Annotated in this window: 16 protein-coding genes; 7 read left to right on the top strand and 9 right to left on the bottom strand. The window is 69.9% G+C overall.

Translation table 11 applies throughout. From position 1 onward, the window contains the following. Positions 1-337: 337 nt before the first annotated feature. A complete protein-coding gene (locus AB0E24_RS44265; RefSeq protein ID WP_069874698.1) occupies positions 338-1,000 on the bottom strand; it encodes a DNA-3-methyladenine glycosylase in 663 nt (220 codons plus the stop codon). A 168-nt stretch (positions 1,001-1,168) separates the two neighbouring features. Here AB0E24_RS44265 and AB0E24_RS44260 point away from each other — a divergent pair, with 168 nt between their 5' ends. Beyond that, a complete protein-coding gene (locus tag AB0E24_RS44260; RefSeq protein WP_069874695.1) occupies positions 1,169-1,951 on the top strand; it encodes a sporulation protein in 783 nt (260 codons plus the stop codon). A gap of 142 nt (positions 1,952-2,093) precedes the next feature. On the opposite strand, the gene AB0E24_RS44255 is transcribed toward AB0E24_RS44260, so the two are convergent. Further along, on the bottom strand, positions 2,094-2,420 hold the full coding sequence (locus tag AB0E24_RS44255; protein WP_231981507.1) for a barstar family protein: 327 nt from the start codon (positions 2,418-2,420) through the stop codon (positions 2,094-2,096). A gap of 86 nt (positions 2,421-2,506) precedes the next feature. On the opposite strand from AB0E24_RS44255, the gene AB0E24_RS44250 reads away from it, so the two are divergent. Both AB0E24_RS44250 and AB0E24_RS44245 read left to right on the top strand, forming a co-directional pair. Next, positions 2,507-3,046: a YbhB/YbcL family Raf kinase inhibitor-like protein gene (locus AB0E24_RS44250; RefSeq protein WP_102934200.1), complete on the top strand. Its 540-nt coding sequence runs from the start codon at positions 2,507-2,509 to the stop codon at positions 3,044-3,046. A gap of 106 nt (positions 3,047-3,152) precedes the next feature. Then, complete coding sequence (locus AB0E24_RS44245; RefSeq protein ID WP_359385563.1) at positions 3,153-3,656, top strand: HNH endonuclease; 504 nt, start codon at positions 3,153-3,155, stop codon at positions 3,654-3,656. A 93-nt stretch (positions 3,657-3,749) separates the two neighbouring features. Here AB0E24_RS44245 and AB0E24_RS44240 read toward each other — a convergent pair whose 3' ends face one another. The 3 genes from AB0E24_RS44240 to AB0E24_RS44230 form a co-directional block, all read right to left on the bottom strand. After that, positions 3,750-4,709: an SPFH domain-containing protein gene (locus AB0E24_RS44240; protein WP_069874688.1), complete on the bottom strand. Its 960-nt coding sequence runs from the start codon at positions 4,707-4,709 to the stop codon at positions 3,750-3,752. A gap of 152 nt (positions 4,710-4,861) precedes the next feature. After that, positions 4,862-5,335: an NfeD family protein gene (locus tag AB0E24_RS44235; RefSeq protein ID WP_069874685.1), complete on the bottom strand. Its 474-nt coding sequence runs from the start codon at positions 5,333-5,335 to the stop codon at positions 4,862-4,864. Positions 5,336-5,384: 49 nt separating this feature from the next. Next, positions 5,385-6,176: an ABC transporter ATP-binding protein gene (locus tag AB0E24_RS44230; RefSeq protein ID WP_069874706.1), complete on the bottom strand. Its 792-nt coding sequence runs from the start codon at positions 6,174-6,176 to the stop codon at positions 5,385-5,387. Between the two features lie 110 nt (positions 6,177-6,286). On the opposite strand from AB0E24_RS44230, the gene AB0E24_RS44225 reads away from it, so the two are divergent. Continuing rightward, a complete protein-coding gene (locus tag AB0E24_RS44225) occupies positions 6,287-7,090 on the top strand; it encodes an Rv1486c family protein (protein ID WP_359385560.1) in 804 nt (267 codons plus the stop codon). Between the two features lie 239 nt (positions 7,091-7,329). On the opposite strand, the gene AB0E24_RS44220 is transcribed toward AB0E24_RS44225, so the two are convergent. From AB0E24_RS44220 to AB0E24_RS44210, 3 genes are all read right to left on the bottom strand, one after another. Continuing rightward, complete coding sequence (locus tag AB0E24_RS44220; RefSeq protein ID WP_033227481.1) at positions 7,330-7,569, bottom strand: chaplin; 240 nt, start codon at positions 7,567-7,569, stop codon at positions 7,330-7,332. Positions 7,570-7,707: 138 nt separating this feature from the next. Further along, complete coding sequence (locus AB0E24_RS44215) at positions 7,708-8,349, bottom strand: response regulator (RefSeq protein WP_069874680.1); 642 nt, start codon at positions 8,347-8,349, stop codon at positions 7,708-7,710. After that, on the bottom strand, positions 8,342-9,505 hold the full coding sequence (locus AB0E24_RS44210; RefSeq protein WP_176743114.1) for a GAF domain-containing sensor histidine kinase: 1,164 nt from the start codon (positions 9,503-9,505) through the stop codon (positions 8,342-8,344). Before AB0E24_RS44210 ends, AB0E24_RS44215 begins: the two co-directional genes overlap by 8 nt. A 441-nt stretch (positions 9,506-9,946) precedes the next feature. Between AB0E24_RS44210 and AB0E24_RS44205 the strand changes: the two genes are divergently transcribed. Then, positions 9,947-10,717, top strand: a complete 771-nt coding sequence (locus tag AB0E24_RS44205; protein ID WP_093702970.1) for a transglycosylase SLT domain-containing protein — start codon at positions 9,947-9,949, stop codon at positions 10,715-10,717. A 124-nt stretch (positions 10,718-10,841) separates the two neighbouring features. Here the strand turns inward: AB0E24_RS44205 and AB0E24_RS44200 are convergent, their stop codons facing one another. Continuing rightward, positions 10,842-13,493: an ABC transporter ATP-binding protein/permease gene (locus tag AB0E24_RS44200; protein ID WP_079153814.1), complete on the bottom strand. Its 2,652-nt coding sequence runs from the start codon at positions 13,491-13,493 to the stop codon at positions 10,842-10,844. Positions 13,494-13,717: 224 nt separating this feature from the next. Between AB0E24_RS44200 and AB0E24_RS44195 the strand changes: the two genes are divergently transcribed. Beyond that, positions 13,718-15,208 (top strand): streptophobe family protein, encoded by a 1,491-nt coding sequence (locus tag AB0E24_RS44195; RefSeq protein WP_359385556.1) that lies wholly within the window; start codon positions 13,718-13,720, stop codon positions 15,206-15,208. Positions 15,209-15,332: 124 nt separating this feature from the next. Continuing rightward, positions 15,333-16,565 carry a phosphoserine phosphatase SerB gene (serB, locus tag AB0E24_RS44190; protein WP_079257145.1) on the top strand — a complete coding sequence of 411 codons (1,233 nt, stop codon included), beginning with the start codon at positions 15,333-15,335 and terminating at the stop codon, positions 16,563-16,565. Positions 16,566-16,673: the final 108 nt, after the last annotated feature.

Raw genomic sequence — 16,673 nt, 5'->3', positions numbered from 1 at the left:
CCGTTTCACCGGTCTCTCCGGGCGCTTCCCTTCGGTGTTTCCAACCTTACCAGATCCGATTTCCGGTCCGTTTCCGATCCGAATTCCGTTTCCGGCCCCCTGCTGGAGCGGGGTCTTTCGCGCCTTCCGGCGTGTCCACCACTTTAGCTAATTTCCCTCTCAGCTCCTAATCGGAGCCCCGGGTCTTGATTTCGCGCAGCGAAATAGGACCCTGTTCGGGAGTTGTCGTCTAGTGGTTGGCCGCTCCGGGGCCACTGTGACTCGATCATGGGATCGCGCCGACAGCACTGCCCGTCTCAAGCGGCTCGGGCTACGTTAGGCGCCCTGTCCAGCAGAGTCAAGTTCCGACCTGACGGCGCGTCGAATTCCGGCGACGGGGCGTGTGCGCCCGGTAGGGGCTGACCGAGGGCTCGCCATCGATCCAGAAGCGCCAGGGATGAGTTGCGCCCTCCCCGCCCACACCGGTGCGCGGACCGCTGAGCACCTGGGCGGGCCGGGCGGGGTGGCCGGTGAGTATGGCGAGCGCGGCGTCGGGACCCGCGCAGACATCGGTGCCGTCAAGCCTGCGGTCCACGCCCAGGGCCGTGGCCAGCCGGGCCGGGCCCTTGGCCAGCTCATGGTCGTTACGCGCCTTCGGCCTGCGCTGATGGGCCCGCGCATGGCCGTGCAGCACCTCGCCCGCGCGCAGCAGCACCCCGCTGGGATGGCCCTCCGGTCCGCAGACCAGATTGAGGCAGTGCCACATGCCGTAGGTGAAGTAGACATACGCATGGCCCGGGGGGCCGAACATCACGGCGTTGCGCTCGGTGCGGCCCCGGTAGGCGTGCGAGCCGGGGTCGGCCGGGCCCGCGTACGCCTCGACCTCGGTCAGGCGCAATTCGATCGGTCCGTCCGGGGTGCTCCGGACCAGGACGCGGCCCAGGAGGTCGGGCGCGACCTCGAGGACGGGTCGGTCGAAGAAGGAGCGGTCGAGGGGCTCACGGTCAGGTCCTGCTGTCACGCGCCCCGAGCGTAGTGGAACAGATATCAACCGGTGGTTGGAGGCGGCACCGGTCCGCTGGAAGGGTATGAGCCGCGGAACCGTCCACGGCTGTTTCGCGTTCCTACGTGTCAACAGTGATCGAGTGCGATCGAGTCAAGACGCAGTCGCGTCCTTGAGAGGGAGAACATGGGCTTCAAGAAGCTGCTCGCGAGTCTGGGTGCCGGTGGCGCTTCGGTGGAGACGGTGCTGACCGAGGAGAACGTCGTCCCGGGCGGCATTGTGCAGGGCGAGGTCCGCATCCAGGGCGGTTCGGTCGCGCAGCGGATCGAGGGCCTCTCGGTCGGCTTGCAGGCGCGGGTCGAGGTGGAGGGCAACGACCAGGAGTACAAGCAGGACGTGGAGTTCACCCGGCAGCAGCTGGGCGGTGCGTTCGAGGTGCAGCCGGGTGCGGTGCACGCGGTGCAGTTCGGCCTGGAGATTCCGTGGGAGACCCCCATCACCATGTTCCTGGGCCGGCATCTGAGCGGTATGAACGTGGGGGTGACCACGGAGCTGGCCATCGCGCGTGCGGTGGACTCGGGCGATCTGGACCCGGTCCATGTGCATCCGCTCCCCGCCCAGCAGGCCATCCTGGACGCCTTCGGCACCCTCGGCTTCCGGTTCAAGAGCGCCGACCTGGAGCGTGGTCACATCCGCGGGACCCGGCAGCGGCTGCCCTTCTACCAGGAGATCGAGTTCTACGCGCCGGAGCAGTACCGGGGCCTGAACCAGGTGGAGTTGTCCTTCGTCGCGGACGACCGCGAGATGGACGTGGTGCTGGAGATGGACAAGAAGCCGGGGCTGTTCACCGAGGGCAGTGACACCTACCGGTCCTTCACGATGAACCTGGCGTCCTTCCAGGACACCGACTGGGCCGCGTATCTGAACCAGTGGCTCGCCCAGGTCGGCGGCAAGCGCAACTGGTTCTGAGCTCTCCCTCTCCGGACCCTGACTTCCGCGCGGGGCGCGCACCGAAGCCATCTCGGTGCGCGCCCCGCGCCGTGTGTCAGGACGCGTTGCCGGGTGCCGTAGGCCGTCGCCGTACGTCAGGGCCATATGTCAGGGCCGTAGTTCAAGGGCCGTCGTCGTAGCGCACCACCAGGGGGCGTCCCTGCGTGGCCCAGTACGCCTCCGCGTCGGCCAGGATGTCCGCCGCGATCGCGGCGGCGTCGGGGTCCGCGTCGCGGAAGGCCGGCCAGCCCTGGATGTCCAGCAGACAGCCGCTGGGCTCGCGGCCCTCGGCCCACCAGGACAGATCGGTGACGCAGTCGGCGAGGGCATCCCAATTGCGCCCGTACCAATGGGGAAAGCGCAGGTCCCGGGCGCAGCGGTCGAGGAAGCCGTCCTTGTCCGTCACGCCGTCGAGGCGCAGGTGGAGGGCGAGGGTGGGGCCGGTCATGGGCGACATGGTGCCAGCCCGGCGAGCGGCGGTCTCGTTAGGCTGGCCGCGGAGATGATCCACTGCGACCTGAGGAGGTTCTTGAGGTGTCCGAGCAGAACCGGCCCCCACTCCCCCATGACTTCCATCCGCCGGTGCCGTCGTTCACGGTGGTGAGCGACGATGTGGAACCGGGCGGCACGCTCAACTCCGCCCAGGTGTACGCGGAGGGGAACACCTCTCCGCAGCTGCGCTGGGAGGGGTTCCCGGAGGGTACGAAGAGCTTCGCCGTCACCTGCTACGACCCGGACGCGCCGACCGGCAGCGGTTTCTGGCACTGGGTGTTGTTCGACATCCCGGCCACGGTCACCGAGCTTCCGGCGGGTGCGGGCAGCGGCGGCTTCGCGGGCCTGCCCGACGGGGCCGTACAGGCGCGCAACGACTACGGGACGCGTGACTTCGGCGGGGCCGCGCCGCCGCCCGGGGACGGTTCGCACCGCTATGTGTTCACCGTCTACGCGGTGGACAGCGAGAAGCTGGGCCCGGACGCGGACGCCTCGCCCGCGGTGGTCGGCTTCAATCTGCGCTTCCACACGCTGGGACGTGCCCAGTTGATCGGGGAGTACGAGGCGCCGGCCGCGGGCTGACGCGGCGAAATTGCGTTGTTCTCGGCCAGGCTCCCGGCCAGAGTTGATCCCGGTCCCGCCCATGTCAGGCGCGGGGGCCGGGACACGGGATGCGGGGGTGGTCGGGATGCGCGAGACGCTGGTTCTGAACGCGAGCTTCGAGCCGCTGGCGACGGTGACGCTGCGACGTGCCGTGGTGCTGGTCCTCCAGGACAAGGCCGTTGTCGAACACGCTCACCCGGGGCTGCGGGTGCGGGCCGCGGACGTCGATCTGCCGCTGCCGCGGGTGATCCGGCTGTGCCGTTACGTACGGGTGCCGTTCCGAAGACGGGCGCCGTGGTCGCGGCGCGGGGTGCTGGTCCGGGACCAGCACCGGTGCGCGTACTGCGGCCGCCGGGCGACGACCGTGGACCATGTGGTGCCGCGGTCGCACGGGGGCGGGGACACCTGGCTGAACACGGTGGCCTCCTGTGCCGAGGACAACCACCGCAAGGCGGACCGGACTCCCGAGCAGGCGGGTATGCGGCTGCTCAAGGCGCCGTTCGAGCCCACGCCCTCCGATGCGCTGGTGCTGGCGCTGGGGGCGGCGGAGCGGGACGGGCTGCCGGAGTGGCTGGCGCTGCCGGCCTAGGGCGCTCCTGACACATCCGGGGGCCTCCTGGGGGGCCGGTCCGGGGGCCTCCTGGGGGGCCGGGAGGCCGCCCCGACCCCCGACCGTTCAGGTTCAGTCGATCCTGGGCTGTTCGCGGCGCGGGGCGGGCTCCTTACCGGTGGCGGCGGGGGTGCCACCGCCGTTGCCGCCGCCGGTCAGCGGGCCGAAGTTGCCCATGGCCCCACCGAGGCCCTTGAGGGCGTCGCCGATCTCGCTGGGCACGATCCAGAGCTTGTTGGCGTCGCCCTCGGCGATCTTCGGCAGCATCTGGAGGTACTGGTAGGAGAGCAGCTTCTGGTCCGGGTCTCCGGCGTGGATGGACTCGAAGACCGTACGGATCGCCTGGGCCTCGCCCTCGGCGCGCAGCGCGGCGGCCTTGGACTCACCCTCGGCCCGCAGGATCGCGGACTGCTTCTCACCCTCGGCGCGCAGGATCTCGGACTGCCGGACACCTTCGGCCTGGAGGATCGCGGCGCGCTTGTCACGGTCGGCGCGCATCTGCTTCTCCATCGAGTCCTGGATGGAGGTGGGCGGCTCGATGGCCTTGAGCTCGACGCGGTTGACGCGGATGCCCCACTTGCCGGTGGCCTCGTCGAGGACGCCGCGCAGCGCCGCGTTGATCTCCTCGCGGGAGGTCAGGGTGCGCTCGAGGTCCATGCCACCGATGATGTTCCGCAGGGTGGTGACGGTCAGCTGCTCGATCGCCTGGATGTAGCTGGCGACTTCATAGGTGGCGGCGCGGGCGTCGGTCACCTGGTAGTAGATGACGGTGTCGATGTTCACGACCAGGTTGTCCTGGGTGATCACCGGCTGCGGAGGGAAGGGCACGACCTGTTCACGGAGGTCGACGCGGTTGCGGATCGAGTCGATGAACGGGACGACGATGTTGAGGCCCGCGTTGAGAGTGCGTGTGTAGCGTCCGAAGCGCTCCACGATGGCGGCACTGGCCTGCGGGATGACCTGGATCGTCTTGATCAGTGCGATGAAGACCAGCACCACCAGGATGATCAGGACGATGATGATCGGTTCCACAGCGGCTCCCCGTGCCCTTCATGCGGTGATTCGGATGGTCGGGATGATCAGGTCTGGCGGTTCCCGAGGGTGGAGTCTGTCAGATTCATGGTCGACTCCGCAGCTCAACCGGGGCGTCCTCAACTCTTGATAGGACACCCCGGGTACGGCGTCTACATGACGACGGCCGTCGCACCGTCGATCTCCACTACGTCGACCTGCTGCCCGGGTTCGTAGCTCTGGCCGGGGTCGAGGGAGCGCGCGGACCAGATCTCGCCCGCGAGCTTGATGCGGCCGCCACCACCGTGGTCGACCCGCTCGAGGACGACGGCCTGGCGTCCCTTCAGCGCCTCGATGCCACTGCGCAGCTCGGGTTGCTGACGGCGGCTGCGGACCGCCATCGGGCGCACGACGGCGACCAGCGCGACCGAGACGACACAGAAGACGACGACTTGGAGCACGATGCCGCCCCCGAGCGCGTCGGTGATGGCACCGGCCACCGCGCCGACCGCGACCATCCCGAATTCGGGCATCGCGGTCAACACGAGCGGAATGCCCAGTCCTACGGCGGCGATCAGCCACCACACCCACGGATCCACATGGTCATGGTAGTTGGCGCCGGTCGTCGGGGACAGTGCGCGGATCACCCGTCGATGGCGCGGTGGGCGCGGAGGGCGGACATCGGGCCGGCGGAAATCAGGTCAGCGGCAGTCCCTGGGCGGTCCAGCGGTCGCCGTTGCGCTCGACGACCAGCGGGAGTCCGAAGCAGCGGGAGAGGTTGCGGGAGGTCAGCTCGGTCTCCACGGGGCCCGCGGTGAGCACCTTTCCCTGGCGGATCATCAGAACATGGGTGAAGCCAGGGGGGATTTCCTCGACATGATGTGTCACCATGATCATCGATGGCGCGAGCGGGTCGCGGGCGAGCCGTCCGAGGCGGCGGACGAGGTCCTCGCGGCCGCCGAGGTCGAGTCCCGCCGCGGGCTCGTCGAGGAGCAGCAGCTCGGGGTCGGTCATCATGGCGCGGGCGATGAGGGTGCGCTTGCGCTCGCCCTCGGATAGGGTGCCGAACTTCCGGTTGAGGTATTCGGTCATGCCGAGGCGGTCGAGGAAGGCGCGGGCGCGGGTCTCGTCGACCGCGTCGTAGTCCTCCTGCCAGTGGGCCGTCATGCCGTACGCGGCGGTGAGGACGGTCTGGAGGACGGTCTGGCTGCGCGGCAGCTTCTCGGCCATGGCGATGCCCGCCACGCCGATCCGGGGGCGCAGCTCGAAGACGTCGACGCGGCCGAGATGCTCGCCGAGGATGCGGGCGCTTCCGGCGCTCGGGAAGAGATAGCTGGAGGCGAGGTTGAGGAGGGTGGTCTTGCCGGCGCCGTTGGGGCCGAGGATGACCCAACGCTCTCCCTCTTTGATCGACCAGGAGACCTCGTCCACCAGAGCCCGCCCATCGCGGACCACCGATACGTCCAGCAGCTCCAGAACCTCGCTCATGAGCGCGTTGTCTCCCATTGCAGTCTCGAGTCGTGCGTGCGCCTGTGGGCGCAGCCCCCTGAGGAAAACCTACGCCACACGTTGTCGGTGGCAGTCCTTAGGCTGGTGCCATGCTCGATGAACCACGTTCAGGGCGCCTCGCGGCTTGGGGAAATGCCCTTCTCGCCGGACTTGTCTCCCCCGATGAGGCGGCGCATCGCATCGCGGACGAGGACGCGTCGCACCGGGTGGCGGGGCTTCCGGGGGAGTCCGGGCAGGTGGGGCTCACGCTGGCGCTGGGGCGGCTGCGGGCGCTCGGAGCCAAGGGGCTGCGGGTGGCGCTGCCCATAGCGGGGCATCCGCTGGGGCTGAGCGGCCCGCCGGAGTTCAACGCCCAGGCGCTCGAGGCGGGTGAGGCGGTGATCGCTACGGGGGCGGCGCTGGGCCTGGTGCCCGAGGTGTCCGCGGTCGGCCCCGAGGGTGATCAGCACGTCGAGGTGGTGTGGCGATGCCAGGGGGTGCGGGAGGCGCCGCCCGCGGATGTGCCGTCGCTGAGCGAGGCCGAGCGGGAGCTGGCCGAGGCCCTGCGGGAGGCCACGGAGGTGCTCTCGCGGCTGAATGTGGCCGGATCGGGCCCGATGGCCCAGGCGGCTCTGGACGCGTATCGGGCGCGGGCCGAGCGGGGCCGTGAGGTGCTGGCGCCGGGCTATCCGCCGCGGGCCCTACGGGTGCTGGAGCTGGCGCAGCGGGTGGGTGCGCTGGTGGACATCGCGTATACGGCGGGCGGGGACGGCCGGGAGCACGGCGGCGCGGTGAGCGCGTCGGAGATCACGGCGCGGGCCGAGGCGCTGCGGCCGGTGGAGCGCACCTCGCGGCGGGCGCAGGTGGCGGCGTACAACGCGTATGTGGAGGAGCGGGAGCGGGGCGGTCTCTGAGCCTTCCGGGGGCACCGGGGGTGTCATGGGGCCGACTCCGCCATGGAACCGGCCCTGTCCCGGGGTCGGCTCCGTCATGAAGCCGGCCCTCCTGGAACCGGGCTCGTCCCGGGGTCGGCCCCGTCATGGAACCGGGCTCCCGTGATGGAACCGGACCCCCGTCATGGAACCGGCCCCGGAGGCGGGTGCCTCCGGGGCCGGTCGGTGGTGAGTCGGGTATTCCGCCGGGGCGGGGCCGGTCAGCGGCCGCAGGGGACGCCGAACGCCGGGTTCATGGACCCGATGACCGAAATCGTGTTGCTGCAAAAGTTCACGGGCACGTGGATGGGCGCCTGAATGTTGTTGCCGGCGACCACACCCGGGGACATCGTGGCCCCACCGTCGGCCTGGGGGCCCTGGGCGGAGGCGACACCGGCACCTGCGACGGCGAGTCCGCCGGCCGCGATCGTGATGGCAGCGAACCTCTTGATGTTCTTCACTTCTCAAGACCCTTCATTCATCAGCGCGTCACCGCGGCGGTCCACCGCGGTACGCCGTGAAGAACGGCACGGGCGATGGCGAGTTGCGCTGTTCGAGTGATCCCCACACGTTGGTGTGATTTCACGGAGAAAGGCTGTTCATGCCCCGATTCCGTGCCGTACCGCCCAAAGCGCGGCCTGGGTGCGGTCGGAGAGGTCCAACTTCATCAGAATGTTGGACACATGGGTTTTCACGGTCTTTTCGGACAGCACCAGCGCACGGGCGATCTCCCGGTTGGACCGGCCGTCCGCGATCAGCGCGAGCACCTCGCGTTCGCGCTCGGTGAGCGAGCCGCGCCCCTGACCGCCGCCCTCCTCCTGGGAGAGCAGCGCGAGGGCCACCTCGGGCTGGAGCAGCACATGCCCGGAGTGGACGGACCGGATGGCGCGGGCGAGCGCCTCGGGGTCCACGTCCTTGTAGACATAGCCCGCGGCGCCCGCGCGCAGGGCGGGGACCACGGTGCGCTTCTCGGTGAAGCTGGTCACGACCAGCACCCGGGCGGGGTTGTCGAGGTCGCGCAGGGTGCGCAGCGCCTCGATACCGTCCAGGCCGGGCATCTTCACATCCATCAGGACGACATCGGGACGCAGCTCCTCGGCGCGGGCGACACCCTCCTCGCCGTCCGCCGCCTCGCCGACCACCTCGATGTCGTCCTGGACCTGAAGGAAGGTCCGCAGGCCGCGCCGCACCACCTGGTGGTCGTCGACGAGCAGCACCCGAATCCGTCCCGGGTCAGCCACCGGGCACCTCCATCTCGATCACGGTGCCCTTGCCGGGCGCCGACTCCACGGTCAGACCGCCGCCGACACCGCCGGCCCGGTCCCGCATCGACACCAGCCCGAGGTGGCGTCCGGCGCGCCGTACGGCCGAGGGGTCGAACCCCCTGCCGTCGTCGGCGACCCGGAGCCGGGCGCCCTGGCCGCGCCGGGCGAGGGTGACGTCGACCTGCCGCGCTCCGGCGTGGCGCAGCGCGTTGTGCAGGGCCTCCTGGGCCACTCGCAGCACCGCTTCCTCCTGGGCCGCGGGCAGCGCGCGTACGCCGCGGGAGGCGAAGGTGACATGGGCGGAGTGGGCCCGGTCGAGCACCTGCACCTGTGTCCTCAGCGTCGCCACGAGGCCGTCCTCGTCGAGGGCGGCGGGGCGCAGCTCCACGACGGCGGAGCGCAGTTCGTCGGCGGCCTCGGCGGCGAGCAGCGCGATCTGCTGGAGCTCCTCCTTGGCGCGGACGGGGTCGCGGTCCACCAGAGCCGCGGCCGCCTGGGCGGTCAGCCGCAGCGAGAAGAGCTTCTGGGAGACCGCGTCGTGCAACTCATGGGCGAGCCTGGCCCGCTCCCCGGCGATGGTGAGCTCGCGGCTGCGCTCGTAGAGCCGGGCGTTGGTCAGGGCGATGGCGGCGTGCTGGGCCAGGATGGACAGCAGTTCCTCGTCCTCGGCGGTGAATCCGCAGCCGCCCTCGGGCTTGGGGCATCGCTTGTTGGCGAGGAATACCGCGCCGAGAACTTCATCGCCGTCGGCAATAGGAAGACCCAAGAAATCAGACATAACGGGATGAGCTGATGGCCATCCCTCAAAACGGGCATCCAGTCGCACATCGGCGAGTCGCTGCGGGGTGGCGTCCTTGAGCATCGCGGCGAGAATGCCGTGCTGCCGGGGCAGCGGTCCGATGGCCTTCCACTGCTCCTCACTCACCCCATCTACTACGAACTGGGCGAAACCTCCGTGGTCGTCCGGAACCCCCAGAGCGGCATACTCCGCATCGAGCAGCTCACGGGCGGACACAACGATGGTCTTTAGGACATCACGGACTTCCAGATGTCGGCTCATGGCGAGCAGCGCACCGCTCACCCGACTCAGCCCGGCCTCGGGCCCGCCGGCCCGTCCTTTCGTCATGAGCATTACGTTACCGACCGCCATCCGGAGGGCATATCGGCCGGTCGGCGGCCACCTGATAAGACCTGAGCCCTAGGTCGAACGGCGCACACCGGACCCCCAAAGGGGCTGTTACAAGGGTGGAAAAAACAAACACCCTGAGCATTTGCGTGGGCACAGCGCGCAATATGAGAAGCTCCGCGATGTGAGCCCTGACACACGACTTAAATCACTTACGAACGTGCTTAGTGGACGTTTCATAGGCGACTGAGCGGGGATGACGGCCGTCCGCACGGGCATGAGCGGCCTACTTATCCACTAAGCAGCATCGTATGTCACGCCTTTGCGACAACTTTTTGCGGCAGCTAAGAATTTCCCCCAGTCGCACGGCGCCGTAGATCCATGAAACGGCGCTCTGCGCGCCGATTTGGCCTGCGACACAAGCGATTGGAAGAGGTCTACTCCGCCATGCCCCTGCCCAGCATCCCCGGTTACAACCGTCTCACCAAGACGCACAAGTACTCCGCCGCCGGTATCGCGGCCGCCGGTGCGGCCGCCATAGCCTTCGCGGTCGTCCCCGGTGGTGACGCCGGCGCCAAGACCACGGCCCAGGACCTGCCGAACAAGCCGGTCGCCCTCACCTCTCAGAAGGCCGACGCCCAGGCCCACCACGAGGCCCTGGTCAAACAGTCCGCCCTCGCCGACAAGCAGGCCAAGGAAGAAGCCGCGGAGAAGAAGGCCGCGGCGGAGGCCGCGAAGAAGAAGGCCGCGGAAGAGGCGGCCAAGAAGAAGGCGGCGGAAGAGGCCGCCGCGGCCAAGGCCGCTGAGGCGAAGGCCGCCAAGGAGCGCGCCGTCAAGCAGGCCGCGAGCCGCTCCGCCGCTCGTATCGAGACGGTCGCCGACACGAAGAAGACCTACCCGGACAACCTCGACGGCTGGATCCGCGAATCCCTCGACATCATGAAGGCGAAGGGCATTCCCGGTAGCTACCAGGGAATCCACCGCAACATCATCCGCGAGTCCGGCGGCAACCCGCGCGCCATCAACCTCTGGGACATCAACGCCCGCAACGGCGTGCCCTCCAAGGGCCTGCTCCAGGTAATAGCCCCGACCTTCAAGACGTACCACGTCGAGGGCACCTCCTGGGACCCCTACGACCCGGTCGCGAACATCACCGCCGCCTGCAACTACGCGGCCGCGCGATACGGCTCGATGGACAACGTGAACGGCCCGTACTGACCCCCGTACCGCTGGTACCGAACCTCAACGGCCTGTGCGGAACCCGGCGTTACGACGCCGAAGGGCGACGGCACCCCCTGTGTGCGAGGGGTGCCGTCGCCCTTGTCCCCGACGGTGGTGGCGGCTACTTGCGCATGACCTCCGGCTCATGGCGGCGCAGCAGCCGTGCGACCACGAAGCCGCACACGATGCCCAGGACGACCAGCGCGACCATGTCGATGCCCCACTGGGTCGTGGTGTGCTCCCACAGCGGGTCGGTGTCCAGGGGCTGCTTGCCGTCCCACGGCGCCATCATGTGGCCGGAGCCCGGACCCAGGTCCAGCGTGGCACCGGCCGCGCCGACCGCCCAGCGGGACGGCATCAGCCAGGCGAACTGCTCCACACCCGGGGATCCGAAGATCTTGAACAGCACACCGGTGAAGACCACCTGCACGATGGCGAACATCACCAGCAGCGGCATCGTCTTCTCGGCGGTCTTCACCAGCGAGGAGATGACCAGGCCGAACATCATCGAGGTGAAGCCGATCGCGATCACGGCCAGGCACAGCTCGGCGGCCGGCGGCATCAGCAGCCCCTCCTCGGGCAGCTTCCGCGTAGAGAGGCCGATCGCGCAGATGATGACGCCCTGGAGGGCGGTGATCACGCCGAGCACGATCACCTTGGACATCAGATACGCCGAGCGGGAGAGGCCGACGGCCCGTTCCCGTTCGTAGATGACCCGCTCCTTGATCAGTTCTCGTACGGAGTTGGCCGCTCCGGTGAAACACATACCGACCACGAGGATCAGCAGGATCGTCCCGGCGGCCTGGTTGAACGAGCCCTTCGGCGCGAACTGGAGGCCGAACTTCGCCGGGATGACGACGCTCACCGCCCCCAGCACGGCGGGCAGGATCACCATCAGACCCATGAAGCCCCGGTCGGAACCGATCACCGACAGATAGCGGCGGATCAGCGTCCACAGCTGCGAGCCCCAGCTCTGCGGCTTCTGCATCCGGGTCGGCGGGGCCTGGACATGGACCGACTGCGGGGCCACGGAGTCGAGGTCCGCCGCGTACATCTGGTAGTGCTGCGAACCGCGCCAGCGGCCCGCCCAGTCGTAGTCGCGGTAGTTCTCGAACGCCGAGAAGACATCCGCCCAACTGTCGTAGCCGAAGAAGTTGAGCGCCTCGTCCGGCGGGCCGAAGTAGGCCACCGAGCCGCCCGGCGCCATCACCAGGAGCTTGTCGCACAGCGCCAGCTCGGCGACCGAGTGGGTGACCACCAGCACGGTGCGGCCGTCGTCGGCGAGACCGCGCAGCAGCTGCATCACATCGCGGTCCATGCCCGGGTCGAGACCCGAGGTCGGCTCGTCCAGGAAGATCAGCGACGGCTTGGTGAGCAGCTCCAGCGCGACCGAGACCCGCTTGCGCTGACCGCCGGAGAGCGCGGTGACCTTCTTCTCCCGGTGGATGTCCAGCTTGAGCTCGCGCAGCACCTCGTCGATCCGGGCCTCGCGCTCGGCCTCGGCGGTGTCACCGGGGAACCGGAGCTTGGCGGCGTAGCGCAGGGCCTTCTGGACGGTCAGCTCCTTGTGGAGGATGTCGTCCTGGGGCACCAGACCGATGCGCTGGCGCAGCTCGGCGAACTGCTTGTAGAGGTTCCGGTTGTCGTAGAGGACATCGCCCTGGTTGGCCGGGCGGTAGCCGGTGAGCGCCTTCAGCAGGGTGGACTTGCCGGAGCCGGACGGGCCGATGACCGCGACGAGGGACTTCTCCGGGACGCCGAAGGAGACGTCCTTGAGGATCTGCTTGCCGCCGTCGACCGTCACCGTCAAATGGCGGGCCGAGAAGGAGACCTCACCGGTGTCGACGAACTCCTCGAGACGGTCGCCGACCAGCCGGAAGGTGGAGTGACCGACGCCGACGGTGTCGGACGGGCCGATGATCTGCTGCCGGACCGGCTGACCGTTGACATAGGTGCCGTTGTGGCTGCCGAGGTCACGTATCTCGAAGCGGCCGTCGGGCAGCGCCTGGAACTCGGCGTGGTGGCGCGAGACCTGGAGGTCGGAGACGACCAGGTCGTTCTCCAGCGCACGGCCGATGCGCATCACCCGGCCGGCGGCCAGCTGGTGGAAGGTGGTCGGGCTGCGGTCGCCCTGGCCGGGCGCGGCGCCTGCCGGGCCGGAGGAGCCGGAGGGGCCGGCGCCGGGGACGTTCTGCGCGAGATTGCCCTGCGGGGCCTGGGGCTGCTGCTGCGGGGGCGCCTGCTGCGGCTGCTGATGGGGCGCCTGCTGCTGCGGGATGAACGCCTGAGGCTGCTGCTGCCAGCCTTGGGGCTGCGCCTGGGGCGGCTGCCCGCCCGGCTGCGGCCAACCGCCGGGGCCGGGCTGCTGAGGCGGCTGCTGGGCGGGGGGCTGCTGAGGCTGCTGGGCCTGCTGGGGCATGCCCATCGCCCCCTGCTGACCGTATGCGCCCGCGGCGCCCATCGAGGCACCGCTGCCGGAGACGCTGAGCCTGGGGCCGTCGGTGGCATTGCCGAGATGGACGGCCGAACCAGGGCCGATTTCCACCTGTTGAATTCTCTGGCCCTGTACATAGGTGCCGTTGGTGGAACCCTGATCCTCGATGATCCAACTGCGCCCGCCCCAGCGCACCGTGGCATGTCGCCAGGAGACCCTGGCGTCGTCCAGCACCATGTCGCCCTGCGGGTCACGCCCCAGGCTGTACGACCTCGACGGATCAAGTGTCCAGGTCTGTCCGTTCAATTCCAGTACGAGTTCCGGCACTCCATGCCCCACTAGTTGTCCCCCGAGTTCCCCCCTGACACAGGGAGTCTAGGGATGGCGAACATCGTGAGGAACTATTTCAGGCTCAGTCCCTTCATCGGAAGTCGGGCTTTGACAAGAGCGCATCTCGGGCGTCGTTGACTCATCCGAAAGGCCCTCGGAAAGTGGTAATGGCTGACGGATAGTGCGGATCATGGTTTATCCGGGCAACTCGCGATGATCGGGGAGTCGGCGATATGAGCGCGAGCGGTGGCGGACGAGGGCCCTGGGGACCCGCCCTCCTCTCCGCGATCGCGACGGTGAGCTGGGCGTTTCTGGCCATGGCCGGGATCGCCGCGCTCGGTCTGCATCTGATCGGCGCCGATGGCGCGGGCGCGCTCGGGCCGATGACCGCCGCGGCGACGGTGCTGGCGGTCGGAGGTTCCGTCACTCCTTATGGCGATGTGTCCGCCTTCGGGCTGGGGGGCGCCCAGGCCCACGCCGCCATCGACCTCGCGCCGCTCGGGGTGAGCCTGGTCGGTGCGCTGCTTCTGGGATGGCTGTTCGTACGGTCGTTACGGGTCGCGGGGGCGGTGATCGGCCGGGCCGAACTCGCCGTGCGCGCGGGCCTGGTGGCCGTGCTCTTCCTGCTGCTGCTCGCCGGGCTGACCTGGGTGGGCAACGATACGGTCACGATCGACGGCGCCACGCTCGTCCTCCACGGCCTGGACAGACGGGCCACCGAGCAGGATCTGCTGAGCCGACTCCCCGAGCAGCTGGGCGATATCGCGGAGATCGGCGGCGGGCTGCTGCCGGACCGGCTGGCCGAGCTCGTCGACGCCAAGGCGTCCGTCGGCTTCACCGTGGCGCCGGGCCGTTCGGTGCTGGGCGGCGCGGTGTGGGTCGTCGCCGTCCTGCTGCTCGCGCTGCTGGCCTCGCGCCGTACACCGCTGCCGCCGGGCGCGCGGGCGCTGCACCGCACGGTCCGGCCGGCGGTGTCGGCGATGTGCGGGGCGCTGGTGCTCGCGGTCGGCGCGGGCCTGGTGGCCGGGATCTACGCGGCGGTCGGGGACGACCGTCCAGGGCTGGTGCTCGGGTCGGCGCTGCTCGGCGCGCCCAACGGGGTGTGGATCGGCGTACCGCTGGGGCTGTTCGTCCCCTGGTACGGCAGGGCGAGCGGCGCGCTGAGGCGGGTGCTGCCCGATCCCGTGGACGGTCTGCTCGCCGGGCCGGGCGGGGAGCGGATCACGGTGGCGCGGCTGGCCGAGCTCGACGGACGGGTCTGGCTGCTCGTGGCCGCGAGCGTGCTGCTGATGCTCACCGCCGGGGTGCTCACCGCGGCCCGTACGCCCGTGGGGAGCCCGCGGCCGCTCGCCTTCGCGGGGTGGTGTGCGCTGCGGCTGGGCGTGGTGACCGCGGTCGCGCTGCCGCTGCTGGTGGGGCTGACCCGGGTCTCGGCGGGGGCGAGCCTGTCGGTGCTCGGCTTCGACGCCTTCGGGGCCGGGCTGGAGCTGCACGGGAACGCTCCGCTCGCACTGGCCCTGGGTGCGGGGTGGGGCGCGGCGGCGGGGGCCGCCGGAGCGTTCGCGGCCTGGGCCACGGGCGCGGCGGGCCGCCGGGCCGCGGCGCTCGCGCGCGAGGACGTGGCGGCCGCCGCGGCCGCCACGCGGCGGCAGGACGGAGAGGCAGGGGCGAAAGGGGAGGAGGGCGGGGAGGGCGAGGGCCACGACGGCGGGCGCGGCCCATGACCTCGCCGATCATGCGAGGGGTGACCTCACGGCGACCGGGACATGAACGTTCCGCCTCGGCTTGCCGTCCACGGTGCGGGCTGCCGCGCGCGGCGCGCGAACAGCCGGATACGGTGGGAGGACCATGAGCGCATCGCGGATCCCCCCTGTCACCGCCGTCCCGGACGATGATGTCCCCACCCTCCTTGTCAAGATCTTCGGCAAGGACCGTCCCGGTATCACCGCCGGGCTCTGCGACACCCTGGCCGCCTACGGCGTGCACATAGTCGACATAGAGCAGGTCGTCACCCGGGGCCGTATCGTGCTGTGCGTCCTGGTCACGGCCCCCAAGGCCGATGGGGCGGAGGGCGATCTGCGGGCCACCGTGCACAGCTGGGCGGAGTCGATGCGGCTCCAGGCCGAGATCATCTCCGGCCGGGGCGACAACCGGCCGCGTGGCACGGGCCGCTCGCACGTCACCGTGCTGGGCAATCCGCTGACCGCCGAGTCGACGGCCGCCATCGCCTCCCGGATCACCGGCACCGGCGGCAATATCGACCGCATCTTCCGGCTGGCGAAGTATCCGGTGACGGCCGTGGAGTTCGAGGTGTCCGGCGCCGAGACGGAACCGCTGCGCACCGCGCTGGCCATCGAGGCCGCCGACATCGGCGTCGATGTGGCCGTGGTGGCGTCGGGGCTCCAGCGCCGGGCCCAGCGACTGGTGGTCATGGACGTGGACTCCACCCTGATCCAGGACGAGGTGATCGAGCTCTTCGCCGCGCATGCGGGCTGTCAGGCCGAGGTCGCCGAGGTCACGGCCCGGGCGATGCGCGGTGAGCTGGACTTCGAGCAGTCGCTGCACGCACGGGTCGCGCTGCTGGCCGGGATCGACGAGTCCGTGGTGCAGAAGGTGCGCGCCGAGGTCCGGCTCACGCCCGGCGCCCGTACGCTGATCCGCACCCTCAAGCGCCTCGGCTATCAGGTGGGCGTGGTCTCCGGCGGCTTTACACAGGTCACCGACGATCTCAAGGAGCGTCTTGGGCTGGACTTCGCCTCCGCCAACACCCTGGAGATCGTGGACGGCAAGCTGACCGGCCGGGTGATCGGCGAGGTGGTGGACCGGGCGGGCAAGGCCCGGCTGCTGCGGCGCTTCGCCGCCGAGGCGGGGGTTCCGCTGGTGCAGACGGTCGCGATCGGCGACGGGGCCAACGACCTGGACATGCTGAACGCGGCCGGGCTCGGCGTCGCCTTCAACGCCAAGCCGGTGGTCCGGGAGGCCGCGCACACCGCCGTGAACGTGCCGTTCCTCGACACCGTGCTGTATCTGCTGGGCGTGACCCGCGACGAGGTCGAGGCGGCGGACGCACACGAGGACTGACCCACGAGAACTGGCGCACGAGGACTGACCCACGAGGGCTTGAACGCGCCCGCGACGCGCACCGGCCCCGACGCGCACCGGCCCCCGGCTCCCCGACGACGTACGACG

The sequence above is a fragment of the Streptomyces malaysiensis subsp. malaysiensis genome (assembly GCF_040653035.1).
In the GTDB taxonomy this organism is placed as follows: Bacteria; Actinomycetota; Actinomycetes; order Streptomycetales; family Streptomycetaceae; genus Streptomyces; species Streptomyces malaysiensis.
This window is presented reverse-complemented; position numbering and strand designations above follow the sequence as displayed.